The sequence below is a fragment of the Azorhizobium sp. AG788 genome (genome assembly GCF_004364705.1).
Lineage (GTDB): Bacteria > Pseudomonadota > Alphaproteobacteria > Rhizobiales > Xanthobacteraceae > Azorhizobium > Azorhizobium caulinodans.
Genome location: NZ_SOBM01000001.1, coordinates 307468 through 323516 on the forward strand (window position 1 = coordinate 307468; position 16049 = coordinate 323516).

Genomic DNA, 16049 nt, shown 5'->3' on the forward strand with positions numbered 1-16049 from the left:
ACATTCGGTGGAAGGCCGTCGCCGCCCTCACCACCCCGCCGGCAGCATCGCCCGCGCCACCAGCCGGGCCTTGGTCGGGAGCGGCAGGTCGCCCGCCACCTTGCGCTCGAAGGCGAGGAACGCGCTGTCGAGGCGGCCGAGCTGCCACTGGCGCTCGTCCAGCGGCAGGAAGGCATGGGTTATGGCGGCCCGGGCCATGGCCTTCAGCTGCCCATAGCCAAGCCCCTGATCGCGGGCGGCGCGGAAATATTCGTTCGTGAGGTCGATGCGCGAGACGCCGGCATCGTCGGTTGAGAGCACCACCGGCACGCCGGCGGAGAGATAGGTGCGGATGGGATGCTCGGGGCCGCGCACGCCGAGGATCACGTCGGAAGAGGTGAGGGCGATCTCCACCGCCACATCCTTGCGGCGCATCTGGGCGAGGAGGCCGTCCATGTCGCGCTCGAAGGCGATGGCGGTGCCGTGGCCGATGCGGCGGGCGCCGGCCACCTCCACCGCCTCGCGGATGTGGAAGGTGAGGTCCGGCGGCGGCACCAGGCCGAGCCACAGTTCGCCCGCATGGAGCGCCACCGGCACGTCATGCCCGGCGAGGGCGCCGATCCAGCGCATGTGCATGCGGTAGTCGCGAAGTGAAATGCGGTAGTCCTCCGGCCCCACATAATTGAGGCCCGCCACGATACCGGGTGCCGCCCGGACGAGGGCGGCGGCATGGGCGGTCTGGACGAAGACCTCGGCCGGCGGCGCGTTGCGGTTCACCTGCGCGATGAAGCGGTAGGCGACGGTGCAGCCCGGCTTGCCCCGGTCGCCCGCGCAGCCGCGCAGGGCTTCGATGCGGGCCACGAGATCCTTGAGCTGGGCCGCGCGGGCCGAAACAAGATCGGCAAGGCCGGCGCCCTTCACCGCCTCCAGCAGCGGGGCGGGATCGCTCTGGCCGTCGATGCCGCCGGCGGCCGCCGGGCTCGCCAGCAGCGCCTGCGCCAGCCGGCGGCGGTCCTCACCCTCGAAGAGCGTGACCATGAATTCCGCATACTGGACCTGCTCGGCCTCATACTGGCGCAACTGGTCCACCACCATCTCTGCGGTGGCGCGGGCGGTGCTGTCCCATTCCGGGCCGCCGGTGGCGGCATTGAACTTGCCGAAGGTGCCGAAGAACTGGTCGTGGCCGGAAGGGACGGCGAGCGTGGGCACGAACCAGCGGGTGGACAGGGCATTCACCAGCAGGTCGTAGGTGGTCTGGCCCCGGCCGCCCGCCACCGCTTCGGCGAGCGGCACGAGGGCGGGGTCGGTGCCGCACGGGTGATCGGCAGGCGCACCGGCGGGGCGGGGCAGCAGCGTCCAGTCGGCGCGGCGCAGGCACAGGCCGTCGCGCACCGCAACGCCGATGAAGCGCTCCGCATAGACGGCGCCCGACAGGTGGGTGTGGAGGTCGCCGCCCTTGGGCATGCGGGCGAGGAAGGCGCGCATGCGGGGAAGCTCGGCGCGCAGCGTCTCGAACTGTCCGGCGGTGAGGGTGGCCGGCAGGTCGCGGGTCACGAAGGCAAGCCGCACCACGAGGGCGGCGGCGATGAGGACGAAGGCGGCAATCGCGATGCGGCGGCGCACGATCAGGGCTCCGGATGGATCTCGGCGGCAGGGGGGGCCTCGCGCGCCCCGCGAATCGCGGGCCCGCTGAAGCTTCCGATGCTGCATCCTTCTACCTGAAATTTCGTCCGGCGGTCTTCGCACCCTGAGTACGCCGTGGCCACCCGCGCCGCCAGCATGGAAGACGGTTGAAAGAGTAGAGCGGGAAGGGGCCGTCGCGGATCGCACCAGGATGGGACGATCCGCCGATGCGCCCATGTGTTGGCGCGCCACAATGCCGCGCGGGCCTGCGACGCGGGCGGCGCTCGGTTTCAAGCCATCTTGGTACTTGTCCCGATTGCGGGGCTTATGGCTTTTCGCTACCTCCTCCTCAGATGTCGGAAGTTCGGCGCATCGGCTGTCACGGTATTCCGGGCAGCCCGCAAGCAGGTCCGGCGAAAATACTGGTTTTCAGGCGCTCATCAACCGTTGCCGAGCGCGTCCCTGTTCTTTCACGAGTGAGCCATGATCGCGTCCCCGCCCGATCTGATCGCAAAACTGGCGCTCTATTCTATAGACGCCATCGCGGACATGATCGTCTGGGCCGACCGCGAGGGCCGCTATGTGTGCGTCAACAAGGCGGCGCAGCGGCTCCTCGGCTATACGGAGGAGGAGTTCCAGGGGCGCCGGGTCTGCGACGTGGACCCCCTGTTCGACGAGGCCCGCTGGCAGGAGCACTGGGCGGAACTGGAACGGCTCGGCTCCGTCACGCTGGAGACGGTGAACACGACCAAGGACGGCGTCGATGTTCCCGTCGAGGTCACGGCCAATCTGGTTTCCGTGGACGGGCGGCTGTTCAACTGTTCCATCGTGCGCGACATCACCGAGCGCCGGCGCAACGAGGCCGAGCGCCGGGCGCTGAACGAGCGCATCTACCAGCTCAGCATCACGGATGGGCTCACCGGCATCAGCAACCGCCGGCGCTTCGACGAGGCGCTCGCGAGCCTCGTGGCCCAGCATGCCCGCTCGGGCAAGCCGCTGTCCGTGATCCTGATCGACATCGACCACTTCAAGGCCTTCAACGACCATTACGGCCACCTGAGCGGCGACGACTGCCTGCGGCAGGTGGCGGCAGTCATCGCGTCGCTGATGCGGGGCGAGAGCGACCTAGCCGCCCGCTTCGGTGGCGAGGAGTTCGCCTGCGTCCTGCCCGGGCTCGACCTTGCCGGTGCGGCGAGCGTGGCGGAGCGGCTGCGGTCCGGTATCGCGGGGCTGGGCATTCCCCATGCCAAGGCCGACGGTGGTCACGTGACAGCCAGCATCGGCGCCGTGTGCTGCGAACGCCCCATGGCGCAGACCTCCCACGGCCTGTTGGCGACGGCGGATGCCTTGCTCTACCGCGCCAAAGGGGAAGGGCGAAACCGCGTGGCCGTCGCCCGCCTCTGAACCCGGCGTGATCCAGCCCTTTGCCGCCGGGTGCGCCTGAACGCGAATTCCGGTAGAGGACTGCCTGTGCCCGATGTGCGCATCGGGCCGGCGCCGCGAGGGAGACCGCCATGCTGCACGATCGCCGCATCCTTCTGATCATCGGCGGCGGGATCGCCGCCTATAAGTGCCTCGATCTGATCCGCCGCCTGAAGGAGCGCGGCGCCAGCGTGCGCGCCATCATGACCTCCGCCGCCCAGCATTTCGTCACGCCCCTTTCGGTGGGCGCGCTGACCGGCGAACGGGTGTTCACGGACCTGTTCGACCTGACCGCCGAGCATGACATCGGCCACATCCGCCTCTCACGGGAAGCCGATCTCGTGGTGGTCGCCCCCGCGACCGCCGATCTCATGGCCAAGGCGGCGAACGGGCTGGCGGACGATCTCGCCTCCACGGCGCTGCTGGCCACCGACAAGCCGGTGCTGTTCGCCCCGGCCATGAACCCGCGCATGTGGAGCCATCCGGCGACCCGCCGCAATGTGGCGCTGCTGAAGGAAGACGGCGCCGCCATCGTCGGCCCCAATGCCGGCGCCATGGCCGAGCGGGGCGAGTTTGGCGAGGGGCGCATGGCCGAGCCGCTGGAAATCCTCGCCGCCATCGAGGCGCGCTTCGAAACCCACCCGCAACTGCTCAAGGGACGGCGGCTCCTGGTCACCTCTGGGCCGACGGTCGAGCCCATCGATCCGGTGCGCTATATCGCCAACCGGTCTTCCGGCAAGCAGGGCCACGCCATCGCGGCGGCGGCGGCGGCGGCCGGGGCGGAGGTGGTGCTGGTCTCCGGCCCGGTGCAGGTGCCCGATCCCCGCGGCGTCACCGTCATCCGTGTGGAGCGGGCGCGGGAGATGCTGGCGGCGGTGGAGGAGCATCTGCCGGTGGATGCCGCCGTCTTCGCCGCGGCGGTGGCCGACTGGCGGGTGGCCGGCGAGGCGGACCGGAAGATCAAGAAGGGGCCGCAAGGCACGCCCGATCTCCAGCTCACCGAGAATCCGGACATCCTTGCCACCATCTCGCACCATTCCACCCTGCGGCCCCGTCTCGTGGTGGGCTTTGCCGCCGAGACGGAGAATGTGGTGCCGAACGCCCGCGACAAGCGCCTGCGCAAGGGCTGCGACTGGATCGTCGCCAATGACGTCTCGCCCGCCACCGGCATCATGGGCGGGGACGCCAATACGGTGCATCTCGTCTCCGGCGAGGGCGTGGAGGACTGGCCCTCCGCCAGCAAGGCGGAGGTGGCCCGCCGCCTCGTCGCCCGCATCGCCGGGGCGCTGGCCTGACGGTGCCGCATTTGCGCCTCACGCGTCTTTAGGGTCACCGAAACCTCCCGGTGGGATGATGCCCGCCGGCCGCAGCGCCTGCCGCCTTCAAGGACCTCCGCATGTTCCGCAACATCCTCTCGGTCGGAGGCTTCACGCTGCTCTCGCGCCTCGCGGGCTTCATCCGCGACGTGGTGATGGCGGCGGTGCTGGGCGCAGGGCCGGTGGCGGATGCCTTTCTCGTCGCCTTCCGGCTACCGAATCACTTCCGGGCCATCTTCGCCGAGGGCGCCTTCAACGCCGCCTTCGTGCCCACGTATGCCAAGCTGAAGGAACAGGACGGCATTCCGGCCGCCCGGGGCTTTGCCGATGAGGTGCTGACCGCCATGGCGATGGTCCATGGCGTGCTGCTGGTGCTGGTGCTGGGCTTCACGCCGCAGTTCGTCGGCCTGCTGGCGCCGGGCCTCGCGGAGGACCCGCAGCGCTTCGATCTGGCGGTAACGCTGACGCGCATCACCTTTCCCTATCTGGCGCTGATCTCGGTGGCGACGCTGATCTCCGGCGCCCTGAATGCCTCCGGGCGCTTCGCCATGGCGGCGGCCTCCCCCATTCTCCTCAATGTCTGCATGATCGGCACGCTGCTGGGCGGCGCGCTGTTCCCGACGGTGGGGCATGCGGCGGCCTGGGGCGTGCTCGTCTCCGGCGTGCTCCAGATGCTGCTGGTGGGCTGGGATGCGGAGCGCAGCGGCATCGGCCTGAGATTCGGAACGCCCCGGCTCGATCCCGGCACGCGGCAGTTCCTGAAGGCCCTCGGCCCGGCCATCATCGGCTCGGCCGGCGTGCAGATCGCCTTGTTCGCGGACACGATCATCGCCACCTTCCTGCCGGCGGGCGCGCTGTCGGCGCTCTATTACGCCGACCGCATCAACCAGTTGCCCATCGGCGTCGTGGCCATCGCCATCGGCACCGTGCTGCTGCCGGAGATGGCCCGCCGCCTTGCTGCCGGCGACGAGGAGGGGGCGGCGCGGGCGCAGGCCCGCTGCGTGGAACTCGCCGTGCTGCTGGGCCTGCCCTTCGTGGTGGCGGCGCTTCTTATTCCCGATCTGACCATGCGCGCCCTGTTCGCGCGCGGCGCCTTCACCCGCGGGGATGCGATGGAGGCGGCCGCGACCCTTCAGGCCTATGGCGTCGGCCTCATCGCCTTCCTGGTGGTGCGGGCCTTCGTCTCGCCCTTCAATGCGCGCGGCGATACGGCCACCCCCATGCGCGCGTCGCTGACGGCGGTGGGCCTCAATGTGGCGCTGAAGTTCGCCCTCATGGGGCCGCTGGCGCAGGTGGGCCTCGCCCTCGCCACCGCCATCGGCGGCTGGATCAATGTGGGGCTGCTGATCTGGTTCGCCCGCCGGCGGGGCTTTCCCATCGGCGACGAGCGCCTGTTCGGCCATCTCGTCCGGCTTTTGCTGTGCGGCGTCGTGCTCGCCGTCGTGCTTGAGGTGGGTGTGTGGGGCATGGGCCGCCTCACCGAAGGCTTGGCCGGCTCTCGCGACGAAGTGATCTTTCTCGCCGTCGTTCTGGCCGGCGGCCTCGCCTATCTCCTTGCCGTTGCGGCATTTCTGGGCAAGGGCTTCGTGCTGGGCCTGGCCGGCCGCCGCCGCACCTGAGACCGGCGTTCCGCATCTGATGCGCCCGCGGGGCATTTTGCATTGCAGGAAGCTGTGCTATCGACCGTTCCCGAAGGAATGGCTCGTCAGTTGCGGGAGGCGTCGTTCCGAGAAATTGACCGCCCCTCGCGGCGCTCTGTTGGAGCTCCCTTGATGTTTGTGTTGCCCCGCCTTCCGCTCAAGGCTCTCGGTGCAGTCTCCCTTCTTTCGCTTGCCGCCTGTGGCCAGCCGCAGCAGCAGCAGGGTGCCCCGCCGCCGCCTCCGGCCGTGACGGTCGCCAAGCCGCAGCCCAAGACGATCACCGACTATGATGAGTATGTCGGCCGTTTCGTGGCGATGGATGAGGTGAACGTGCACGCCCGCGTGTCCGGCTATCTCTCGGAGATCCAGTTCACCGACGGCCAGCTGGTGAAGAAGGGCGATCCGCTGTTCACGCTCGACCAGCGCCCGTTCAAGATCGCGCTCGATCAGGCGAAGGCGAACCTCGCCCAGGCGCAGGCCAATCTCGATTATGCGCAGACCGACCTTGAGCGCGCCAAGACGCTGCTCCAGGACCGCAATTCGACGGCCATCTCCAAGCAGACCTTCGACCAGCGCACCCAGACCGAGCGGACCGCCGCCGCCACGCTCCAGGCGCAGGAAGCCGCCGTGGCCTCGGCCCAGCTCGATCTCGAGTTCACGCAGCTCACCGCACCCATCTCCGGCCGCATCGGCGACCGGCGCGTGTCGGTGGGCAACTATGTGATCGGCGCCAGCGGCGGCACCCCGACCCTGCTCGCGGTGATCGTGTCGCAGGATCCGATCCGCTTCGAGTTCACCTTCGATGAAGGCTCGCTGCTGCGCTACAAGAACAGCGGCACGGGCGCCAACGACGGCGCGCCGGTGGACCTCAAGCTGCTGGACGAGAAGACCTTTGCCCATCACGGCAAGATGGACTTCCTGAACAACGTGGTGGACACCGCCACCGGCACCATCCGCGGCCGTGCCGTGTTCGCCAATGCGGACGGCCTGTTCAAGCCGGGCATGTTCGCCCGCATCCGCGTGGCCGCCAGCAAGCCCTATGAGGCACTGACCGTTCCCGATACCGCCATCGGCACCGAGCAGGTGCGCAAGTTCGTCTATGTGGTCGGCCCCGAGAACACGATCGCCATGAAGTTCGTGGAACTCGGCCCGGTGGTGGACGGCCGCCGCGCGGTGAAGTCCGGCCTCACGGCGGACGATGTGGTGGTGGTGAACGGCCTGATGCGCGTGCGTCCGGGCGTCAAGGTGACCCCGCAGGAAGAAAAGCCCGCTGCTCCGGCTCCCGCCGGCGCCCAGAACGGTAACGCCGCCACCCCGGCGAAGTGAGGAGCGATCCCCCATGCGCTTCTCTCATTTCTTCATCGACCGGCCGATCTTCGCCTTCGTCATCTCCATCGTGGTGATGCTGCTGGGCGGTGTGTCCTATCTGCGTCTGCCCGTGGCGCAGTATCCGGACATCGCCCCGCCGGTGATCACCGTGAGCGGCCAGTATCCCGGCGCCAGCGCCGAGACGGTGGCCGACACGGTGGTGGCGCCGATCGAACAGCAGATCAACGGCGTGGAGGGGATGCTCTATCTCTCCTCCAACTCCTCCGCGGACGGCCGCTTCACCATCTCGGTGACGTTCGACCTCGGCACCAATCTCGACATCGCGCAGGTGCAGGTGCAGAACCGCGTGGCCATCGCCTCGCCGCGCCTGCCCTCCGAAGTGCAGCAGATCGGTGTCGTCACGGCGAAGAGTTCGCCGGACATCCTGATGGTCGTCAGCCTCTATTCGCCTGACGGATCGCGCGACGGCCTGTTCATCTCCAACTACGCCAACGTCCAGATCAAGGACGTGCTCTCGCGCATCGACGGCGTCGGCTCCATCACGGTGTTCGGCAGCCGCGACTACGCCATGCAGGTGTGGCTCGATCCGCAGCGCCTCCAGACGCTGAACCTCACCGCCGCCGAGGTGGTGAGCGCCCTCCAGTCGCAGAACATCCAGGTGGCCTCGGGCGTGCTGAACCAGCCCCCGGTGTCCAATCCGGGTGCGTTCCAGATCGCCGTGCGCACGCTCGGCCGTCTGTCCACGCCCGAGGAGTTCGGCAACGTCGTCATCAAGCAGACGGCGACCGCGCTGGTGCGCCTGAAGGACGTGGCAAAGGTCGAGATCTCGGCGCAGGACTATTCGTCCACCTCCTATCTCGACAAGTACAACTCCATCGCGCTTGGCGTCTTCCAGCGTCCGGGCTCGAACGCGCTCGCCACCGGCAATGCGGTGGTGGCCAAGATGGCCGAGCTCGGCAAGGTGTTCCCGGAAGGGCTCAAGTACGGCATCTACTACAACCCCACCGAGTTCATCTCGCAGTCGGTGGAAGCGGTGATCCACACCATCTTCGAGGCCATCATCCTCGTGGTGATCGTGGTGGTGCTGTTCCTTCAGACCTGGCGTGCGGCGATCATCCCGATCCTCGCGATCCCGATCTCGCTCATCGGCACCTTCTTCATCATGAAGCTGTTCGGCTTCTCGCTGAACAACCTGTCGCTGTTCGGCCTCGTGCTGGCCATCGGCATCGTGGTGGACGACGCCATCGTCGTGGTGGAGAACGTGGAGCGCAACATCGCCTCCGGCCTCTCGCCGCGTGACGCCGCGTACAAGACCATGGACGAGGTGGGCGGCGCGCTTGTCGCCATCTCCCTGGTGCTGTCGTCGGTGTTCGTGCCGACCGCCTTCATCACCGGCATCTCGGGCCAGTTCTACCAGCAGTTCGCGCTGACCATCGCCGGCTCGACGCTGCTCTCGCTGCTGGTCTCGCTGACCCTCTCGCCCGCCATGTGTGCGCTGCTGCTCAAGCCGCATGCCCATGGCGAGCAGCGCGTGGCCTGGTACGCCAAGCCCGTGGTCGGCTTCTTCAACATCTTCAACCGCGGCTTCGAGGCGCTGGGCAACGGCTATGCGGCTGTGGTCTCCCGCCTCGTGCGCATCGTGGCGCTGGTGCTGATCGTCTATGGCGGCATCGTCGCCTTCGGCGGATATCTCTTCACCTCGACGCCCCAGGGCTTCATCCCCGATCAGGATCGCGGCTACCTCATCGTCGCGGCCCAGCTTCCGCCCGGCTCCTCCATGTCCCGTACGGAAGAGGTGATGACGCGGGCGGCGGATCTGGTGCTCGGCACGCCGGGCGTCGCGCACATCGTGAACATCGTCGGCTTCTCGGGCGCCACCTTCACCAACGCCCCGAACGCCGGCGCCATGTTCGTGATCCTGGAGCCATTCTCCCAGCGCGGCGGCGATCCCACCCGCACGGCCACCGCCATCCAGCGGCAGCTGTTCGGCAAGCTCGCTTCCATCCAGGATTCGCTGCTCATCGTGGTGCAGCCGCCGCCGGTCAACGGCATCGGCAACGCCGGCGGCTTCCGCATGATGATCGAGGACCGGGACGGCCAGGGCCCGCTGGCGCTGCGCAACGCGGTCTATGCGATGATGGGTGCGGCGGCGCAGACGCCGGGCCTGCAGCAGGTGTACTCGCTCTTCGAGACCTCGACCCCGCAGATCTATCTCGATATCGACCGCGCCAAGGCGCAGATGCTGCAGGTCAATGTCTCCGACGTGTTCAGCGCGCTGCAGAGCTACATCGGCTCGACCTATGTGAACGACTTCAACCTGTTCTCCCGGACGTTCCGCGTTCAGGTGCAGGCGGATGCCCCGTACCGCAAGGAGGTCAAGGACATCCTGAGCATCCGGGTGAAGAATGCGAACGGCGACACGGTGCCGCTCGGCTCCTTCACCACGGTTCAGGACATCTCCGGTCCCTACCGGCTGCCGCGCTATAACCTCTATACGTCGGCGGAACTCGACGGCAGCCCGGCCCCCGGCTACTCGCAGGGTCAGGCGATCGAGATCATGCAGCAACTCGCCGCCAAGGTGCTGCCGCAGGGCTTCGCCTATGAGTGGACGACGCTCGCCTACCAGCAGCAGCGGGCCGGCAACACCGCCATCTTCGCCTTCGGGCTGGGCGTGGTGTTCGTCTTCCTGGTGCTGGCGGCGCAGTATGAAAGCCTGACGCTGCCGCTGGCCGTGGTGCTCATCGTGCCCATGTGTCTCGTGGCAGCGCTTGGTGGCGTCATCCTGCGCGGGATGGACAACAACATCCTGACGCAGGTGGGCTTCATCGTGCTCATCGGCCTCGCCGCCAAGAACGCCATCCTCATCGTCGAGTTCGCCAAGCAACTGGAGGACCAGGGCATGGGGCGGCGTGAGGCGGCGGTGGAAGCGGCCCGGTTGCGTCTGCGCCCGATCATCATGACCTCGCTCGCCTTCATCCTCGGCGTGGTGCCGCTGGTTTGGGCGACGGGCGCCGGCGCCGAGCTGCGCCAGGCGCTCGGCACGGCGGTGTTCTCGGGCATGATCGGCGTGACCTTCTTCGGTCTGATCTTCACGCCGGTCTTCTATGTGCTGGCCCGCTGGATGGCGTCGCTCGGCTCGGGTAGGAAGTCCCACGACCCGGCGCACGATCACCCCGCCCCGGCGGAGTGACGGCACCACCCCTCTCAGAAGCGGCGCCGGTCTTCCGGCGCCGCTTTCGTTTCAACGCCTGATCGCCGAGTGCCCATGTCCGCTCCCACTCACACCGGCCTGCCTTTCGACGACATCCGCCAGCTCGTCTCCACCATGCCCGGCCCCGATGCCGCCGCACGGGAGATGGCCGAGGCCCGGCAGTCGGACCTCCTGAAGCCGCCCGGCGCGCTGGGGCGACTGGAAGAGATCGCCATCCACCTCGCCACCTGGCAGGCCAAGGGCATGCCAACCGCCGACCGGCCCATGGTGGCGGTGTTCGCGGCCACTCACGGCATCGCCGAACGGGGCGTCTCGCCTTATCCGGGCGCGGTGACGAAGCAGATGGTCGCCGCCTTCACGGACGGCAAGGCCGCCGTGAACCAGATCTGCGCCAGCTTTGATGCGGGCCTGCGGGTGTTCGACCTCGCCCTCGACCTGCCGACGCCGGACATCACGCAGGATGCGGCGCTGGACGAGCGCGCCTGTGCCGCCACCATCGCCTTCGGCATGCAGGCCATTGCCGGCGGCGCCGACGTGCTGGCGCTGGGCGAGATGGGCATCGGCAACACCACCATCGCCGCGGCGCTCTGCCACGCCCTCTATGGCGGCACGCCGGAGGAGTGGGTGGGCGCCGGCACCGGCGCCACGGGCGACATTCTGGACCGCAAGGTGGCTGCCGTGCGCGAGGCCATCGCCTTCCACGGCGCGGCCTTGTCCGATCCGCTGGAGATCCTGCGCCGGGTGGGTGGGCGCGAGGTGGCGGCCATGGTTGGTGCCATCCTCGCCGCGCGGATCGAGCGCGTGCCGGTGGTCCTCGACGGCTATGTGGTGACGGCCGCCGCCGCCGTGCTGCACGCCATGGACCCGAGCGCCCTCGACCATTGCCTTGCCGGCCACGTCTCGGCCGAGAAGGCCCATGCGCGCCTCTTGGAAAAGCTGGGCCTCAAGCCCATCCTCGATCTCGGCATGCGGCTCGGCGAGGGCTCGGGCGCGGCGCTGGCGCTCGGCGTCGTGAAGGCGGCGGTTGCCACCCATCGCGGCATGGGCACCTTCAGCGACGGCGGCGTCTCCAACAAGGCGTAACAGGCGGTCCGCCCAGATGCATCCATCTGGGCGGCGAGGCCGGCCTTGAGGCTATTCCGCCGCCAGCAGGGGCGTGGGTGTGGTTCCCTCCGCCGCCGCGAGCGTGCGGGAGGCAGGGAAGGAAAGGGTGGCCCGCGTGCCGCCCGTGGCCCGTTCCGTCAGATCCAGCCGCGCCTCGTGCATCTGGGCCAGCGCCCGCACGATGGCAAGGCCGAGGCCTGCGCCCTGGCCGCTCGCCGGATCGAGCCGGCTTTCACGGTGGTGGGCCGAGAGGGCGAGGGGCAGCTCGGCGTCCGCCAGCCCCGGCCCGTTGTCTTCCACCGCGCAGAAGGGCGCGCCCTCCGCATCGCTGTCCACGAACAACTCGACGGTGCCGCCGGCGGGCGTGAATTTCACCGCGTTGGCCATCAGGTTCAGCACCATCTGGCGCACCGCGCGTTCGTCCGCCCACAGGCGGGGGCGGGCATTGAGGGTGACGATGAGCGTGATGTCCCGTTCCGCCGCTCCGAGCCGCATCATGTGCGCGCAGTCCTGCGCCAGGGCGCCGAGGTTCACCGCCGTCTCCAGCACCTGCCGGTGGCCGGTCTCGATGCGGGCCAGATCGAGGATGTCGTCGGCCAGCGCCAGCAGATGGCGGCCCGAGGCGTGGATGTCCTGCGCATAGTCGCGATAGGCGGCGTTGGCGTGGGGGCCGAGCACCTCCTGCGCCATCACTTCGGAAAAGCCGATGACCGCGTTGAGCGGGGTGCGCAACTCGTGGCTCATCTCGGCGAGGAAGCGGGACTTGGCCTGATTCTCCGCCTCGGCGGCGGCGGTGCGGGCGGCCTGCGCGTGAGCCTCCGCGCGGCGGGCGGCCGAAAGGCGTCCCAGCGTGCGGCCGAGGGTGAACAGCTCGATGGCGGCGAACAGCAGTGGGGCGGCGGCGAGCCACAGCAGCGAGGCGCGCAGCCGCGCCAGCAGCAAGGCGACGACGAAAACCGCCAGCGCGCCGGCCAGCCAGCGCACGGAGCGGCGCGCCTCGGCCAGGGCCTCGTCGAATCCGCGGCCTTCGGCTGCGCGCCCGCTGTGCGGGGCGGCGCCGGCGGCGCGATCCATCGGGGCCTGCGTCATGCGCGCGAACCTTCTGCGCCGGGGTCGTGGCGCGCTTTGGCCAGACTCCGATCTTCCATCCGACTCCTGCTTGAGCAGGGTTGATGAATGGTTAACGCCAGCGTCACGGATTGACGAGTCGCACCGGAATCCGGCACTGCCGCCTTATGCGCCTGCATCCGTTCTCCCGGACCGATCTTGTGCTGGCCGGGGCGCTCCTCGCCGGCCTGTTCGTGCTTGCCGCCGTCCTGTCCGAGCGCTGGCGGGGCGGCGGCGAGCGGGAGGTGAGCGGCCCCCCCTTCGTCGTGGACGGCGACACGCTGGACGTCCGCGGCCAGCGGGTGCGGCTTGCCGGCATCGATGCGCCCGAACTGCATCAGACCTGCGGCGAGGAGGGCCACCTCTGGAACTGCGGCGAGATGGCCCGCATCGCCCTCCAGGCGGAGGTGGATACGGGCGCCGTCCGCTGCCGGGGGCGGGCCTTCGACATCTACCACCGCCTGATCGCCACCTGCTTCGTCGGCGATGTGGACATCGGGGAGCAGATGGTGAGCTCGGGTCTCGCCATTGCCGATGGTGCCTATCGCGCCACCGAGCTGGAAGCGCGGGTGACCCGGCGCGGCATCTGGTTCGGCCCTTTCCAGCGGCCCGTGGACTGGCGGGCGGAGCACCCCAGAGGCACCGCCGACAAGGCGCATCCCTAGAGCACGCGCCGATCAGATTGCATCGCAATCTGATCGGATCCCGCATTCTCTTCCTTGAGTTTAGAGGGCGATTCACCGAGCGGATTGATTCAATCCGCTCGGATCGCGCTCTAGGGTTCTGCATGGAGGTGCTGCGGCCGATGCGAGTCGGAGCGGCTTGACTCTCGCGCGCAGGAGGGAGAACGTAGAACAAAACAGGAACATGAAATGAGCGCGACGGCGGAACAGCTCCGGGCGCTTCGGCAGGAGGTGGCCGGGCTTGAGCGATGGACAGGTCAGGGCGCGGCCAGGCGCGTGCCGCTCGGCCATGCGGAGGTGGATGCCGCGCTGGGCGGCGGGCTGGAGACCGGTCGGCTGCACGAGCTCTTCTCCCGCGCGGCCGGGGACGTGGGTGCGGCGGCGGGCTTTGCGGCCATGCTTGCGGCCCGCTTCGGCAGCGGCGTCTTCTGGCTGCGGCAGGAACAGGCCGGGCGGCAGGGCGGGGCCCTGCATGGGCCGGGCCTTGCGGAGATCGGGCTCGATCCCGCGCAACTGATCCTCGGCGTGCTGGAGGACCCGCTGGCGGTTCTGGCGGCGGCGGGCGAGGCGGCCCGCTGTCCGGGCGTCGGCAGCGTGGTGGTGGAGCTTCACGGCATGCCGCGCGCCCTTGATCTCATCGCCACCCGCCGTCTGGCGCTGGCGGCGGAGGGCTCCGGCGCCAGCGTGCTGCTGCTGCGGATCGGGGGGGAGGCCCGCCCGAGCGCCGCCTGGACCCGCTGGAGCGTCAGTGCGGCGCCCTCCGCGCCGCTGGAGGCGGGGGCGCCGGGGCATCCGGCGCTCGATCTGGAACTGACACGGCAGAAGAGCGGCCCGCCCGGCGGGCCATGGCGGGTGGAGTGGGATCGTGATGGAGCAAGCTTCCGGACGTGGAGCGGGGGAGGGGCGGCGCTATCTGGCGCTCCACTTCCCCCTGCTGCCGATGGATCGGCTGCGCCGCCTCGGCGTGCCGTCCTCCCCCTGCGGCGCCTCGGCTGAGCCGCCCTTCGCGCTGGTGGAGAAGGAGCGCGGCGCCCTGCGCCTCGCCGCCGCCAATAGAGCTGCCTTGCGGCTCGGCCTCACGCCCGGTCTTGCCCTTGCCGATGCGCGGGCGCGCGTGCCGGACCTTCTGGTCGAGGAGCATGCGCCCGAGGCCGACCGGCGGTTTCTGGACCGGATCGCTGAGGCCTGCGACCGCTATACGCCCATGGTGGCGGTGAACCCGCCCCACAGCCTCATCCTCGACGTGACCGGCGTCCCCCACCTGTTCGGGGGCGAAGGCGGTCTCAAGGCGGACGCCGCCCGTCGCATGGCGGCGGCCGGTCTCACCGCGCGCCTTGCCTGCGCCGGCACGCCGGAGGCGGCGCTCGCCCTCGCCCGCTTCCACCGCGGCCCCCCGCTCATGGACGCGGCGTCCGAGGAGGCGGCCGTGCGAGCCCTGCCCGTGGCAGCACTCGATTTGCCGCCGGAAACCGAGACGGCCTTGCGCCGGGCGGGCCTCAACTGCGTGGGCGACATCGCCCGCCGTCCCACTGCGCCGCTCACGGCCCGCTTCGGGGCGCAGGCCACCTGGCGCCTCGCCCGGCTGCTCGGGCGCGTGGACAGCCGCATCACGCCCCGCCGGGCGCCGCCCGCGCTGCTCTTCTCCCATCCCTTCGCCGAGCCCATCGGCCGCATGGAGCATGTGATGGGCGTGCTCGGTGAACTGGCGCAGCGCGCCGCCACGGAACTGGAGGCGCGCGGTCTCGGCGGGCGCAGCTTCGAGGCGCGCTTCTATCGCAGCGACGGCGAGACCCGCACCGTGCGGATCGAGACCGGCGCGCCGGTGCGCGACCCCGCCGTGGTGATGCGTCTGTTCGCGTTGCGTATCGAGGCGCTGGCGGACCCGCTCGATCCCGGCTTCGGCTTTGATCTGGTGCGCCTCGCGGTGCCGCAGGCCGAGCCTTTTTCGCAGGCTCAGGGCGGCCTTGACCGGGAGGAGCAGGGCGAAGACCTCGGCGCGCTCGTGGATCGGCTGAGCATGCGCTTCGGCCGCGCCCGCTTCCGCCGCCTCGTGCCGCGCGACACCCATATTCCCGAGCGGGCGGTGGCGGCGGTGCCGGCGCTGGCTGCCGCGCCGGAGAGCTGGGCTGCGCCCGAGCCGGAGGAGCCGCCGCAGCGACCCCTCTATCTCTTCCGTCCGCCCTTGCCCATCGAGGTGCTGGCGGAGGTGCCGGACGGCCCACCCTTGCGCTTCCGCTGGCGCGGCGGCACCCATGACGTGGCCGCCCAGGAGGGCCCCGAGCGCATCGGCGAGGAATGGTGGCGCGACATCTCGCGGCCCGAGACGCCCCGCGATTACTACCGTGTGGAAGACAAGGGCGGTCGCCGCTTCTGGATCTTCCGCCATGGTATCCACGAAGGCGGCCGCGCCCCGCCCCTCTGGTATCTTCACGGCCTTTTCTCTTGAGGCTGCGGGCATTGTGATCGTTCGTGTATCCCTGATCGAGCGATCATCAAATCCCGCGGCTGACCTCAACCTGTCAGCCAAGCCCCGTCCGGACAAGCCGTGCAGGGGGGATCTGAGCTCGTTGCAGCGACCCCACCAGCAGACGGTGTCCTCTCCTTTCCGTCATGGCCGGGCTTGTCCCGGGATCCG

11 protein-coding genes are annotated in these 16049 nt (G+C 69.6%); 9 read left to right on the plus strand and 2 right to left on the minus strand.

Translation table 11 applies throughout. The annotated features are described in order from the left end of the window. Positions 1 to 27: 27 nt before the first annotated feature. Positions 28 to 1602 (minus strand): adenosine deaminase, encoded by a 1575-nt coding sequence (locus DFO45_RS01455; protein ID WP_166657023.1) that lies wholly within the window; start codon positions 1600 to 1602, stop codon positions 28 to 30. A 483-nt stretch (positions 1603 to 2085) separates the two neighbouring features. On the opposite strand from DFO45_RS01455, the gene DFO45_RS01460 reads away from it, so the two are divergent. From DFO45_RS01460 to cobT, 6 genes are all read left to right on the plus strand, one after another. Further along, positions 2086 to 3006 (plus strand): GGDEF domain-containing protein, encoded by a 921-nt coding sequence (locus tag DFO45_RS01460; protein WP_133863468.1) that lies wholly within the window; start codon positions 2086 to 2088, stop codon positions 3004 to 3006. 110 nt (positions 3007 to 3116) lie between these two features. Then, complete coding sequence (gene coaBC, locus DFO45_RS01465; protein WP_133863469.1) at positions 3117 to 4319, plus strand: bifunctional phosphopantothenoylcysteine decarboxylase/phosphopantothenate--cysteine ligase CoaBC; 1203 nt, start codon at positions 3117 to 3119, stop codon at positions 4317 to 4319. A 101-nt stretch (positions 4320 to 4420) separates the two neighbouring features. Further along, a complete protein-coding gene (murJ, locus tag DFO45_RS01470) occupies positions 4421 to 5959 on the plus strand; it encodes a murein biosynthesis integral membrane protein MurJ (protein ID WP_133863470.1) in 1539 nt (512 codons plus the stop codon). A gap of 153 nt (positions 5960 to 6112) precedes the next feature. After that, a complete protein-coding gene (locus tag DFO45_RS01475) occupies positions 6113 to 7306 on the plus strand; it encodes an efflux RND transporter periplasmic adaptor subunit (RefSeq protein WP_208299721.1) in 1194 nt (397 codons plus the stop codon). A gap of 13 nt (positions 7307 to 7319) precedes the next feature. After that, a complete protein-coding gene (locus DFO45_RS01480; RefSeq protein ID WP_012172430.1) occupies positions 7320 to 10499 on the plus strand; it encodes a multidrug efflux RND transporter permease subunit in 3180 nt (1059 codons plus the stop codon). 75 nt (positions 10500 to 10574) lie between these two features. Further along, positions 10575 to 11603, plus strand: a complete 1029-nt coding sequence (cobT, locus tag DFO45_RS01485) for a nicotinate-nucleotide--dimethylbenzimidazole phosphoribosyltransferase (RefSeq protein WP_133863472.1) — start codon at positions 10575 to 10577, stop codon at positions 11601 to 11603. A gap of 51 nt (positions 11604 to 11654) precedes the next feature. Here cobT and DFO45_RS01490 read toward each other — a convergent pair whose 3' ends face one another. Next, positions 11655 to 12713, minus strand: a complete 1059-nt coding sequence (locus DFO45_RS01490) for a HAMP domain-containing sensor histidine kinase (RefSeq protein WP_133863473.1) — start codon at positions 12711 to 12713, stop codon at positions 11655 to 11657. A gap of 146 nt (positions 12714 to 12859) precedes the next feature. Here DFO45_RS01490 and DFO45_RS01495 point away from each other — a divergent pair, with 146 nt between their 5' ends. From DFO45_RS01495 to DFO45_RS01505, 3 genes are all read left to right on the plus strand, one after another. After that, complete coding sequence (locus tag DFO45_RS01495; RefSeq protein WP_133863474.1) at positions 12860 to 13396, plus strand: thermonuclease family protein; 537 nt, start codon at positions 12860 to 12862, stop codon at positions 13394 to 13396. Between the two features lie 207 nt (positions 13397 to 13603). Next, on the plus strand, positions 13604 to 14410 hold the full coding sequence (locus tag DFO45_RS01500) for a hypothetical protein (RefSeq protein ID WP_133863475.1): 807 nt from the start codon (positions 13604 to 13606) through the stop codon (positions 14408 to 14410). Next, positions 14355 to 15860: a DNA polymerase Y family protein gene (locus tag DFO45_RS01505; protein WP_133863830.1), complete on the plus strand. Its 1506-nt coding sequence runs from the start codon at positions 14355 to 14357 to the stop codon at positions 15858 to 15860. Before DFO45_RS01500 ends, DFO45_RS01505 begins: the two co-directional genes overlap by 56 nt. Positions 15861 to 16049: the final 189 nt, after the last annotated feature.

What these genes read in the sequence shown, in the direction of transcription:
- coaBC (WP_133863469.1), top strand. Translation starts at nt 3,117, where the DNA reads ATGCTGCACGATCGCCGCATCCTTCTGATCATCGGCGGCGGGATCGCC.
- DFO45_RS01500 (WP_133863475.1), top strand. Translation starts at nt 13,604, where the DNA reads ATGAGCGCGACGGCGGAACAGCTCCGGGCGCTTCGGCAGGAGGTGGCC.
- cobT (WP_133863472.1), top strand. Translation starts at nt 10,575, where the DNA reads ATGTCCGCTCCCACTCACACCGGCCTGCCTTTCGACGACATCCGCCAG.
- DFO45_RS01505 (WP_133863830.1), top strand. Translation starts at nt 14,355, where the DNA reads ATGGATCGGCTGCGCCGCCTCGGCGTGCCGTCCTCCCCCTGCGGCGCC.
- DFO45_RS01460 (WP_133863468.1), top strand. Translation starts at nt 2,086, where the DNA reads ATGATCGCGTCCCCGCCCGATCTGATCGCAAAACTGGCGCTCTATTCT.
- murJ (WP_133863470.1), top strand. Translation starts at nt 4,421, where the DNA reads ATGTTCCGCAACATCCTCTCGGTCGGAGGCTTCACGCTGCTCTCGCGC.
- DFO45_RS01480 (WP_012172430.1), top strand. Translation starts at nt 7,320, where the DNA reads ATGCGCTTCTCTCATTTCTTCATCGACCGGCCGATCTTCGCCTTCGTC.
- DFO45_RS01475 (WP_208299721.1), top strand. Translation starts at nt 6,113, where the DNA reads ATGTTTGTGTTGCCCCGCCTTCCGCTCAAGGCTCTCGGTGCAGTCTCC.
- DFO45_RS01495 (WP_133863474.1), top strand. Translation starts at nt 12,860, where the DNA reads ATGCGCCTGCATCCGTTCTCCCGGACCGATCTTGTGCTGGCCGGGGCG.
- DFO45_RS01490 (WP_133863473.1), bottom strand. Translation starts at nt 12,713, where the DNA reads ATGACGCAGGCCCCGATGGATCGCGCCGCCGGCGCCGCCCCGCACAGC.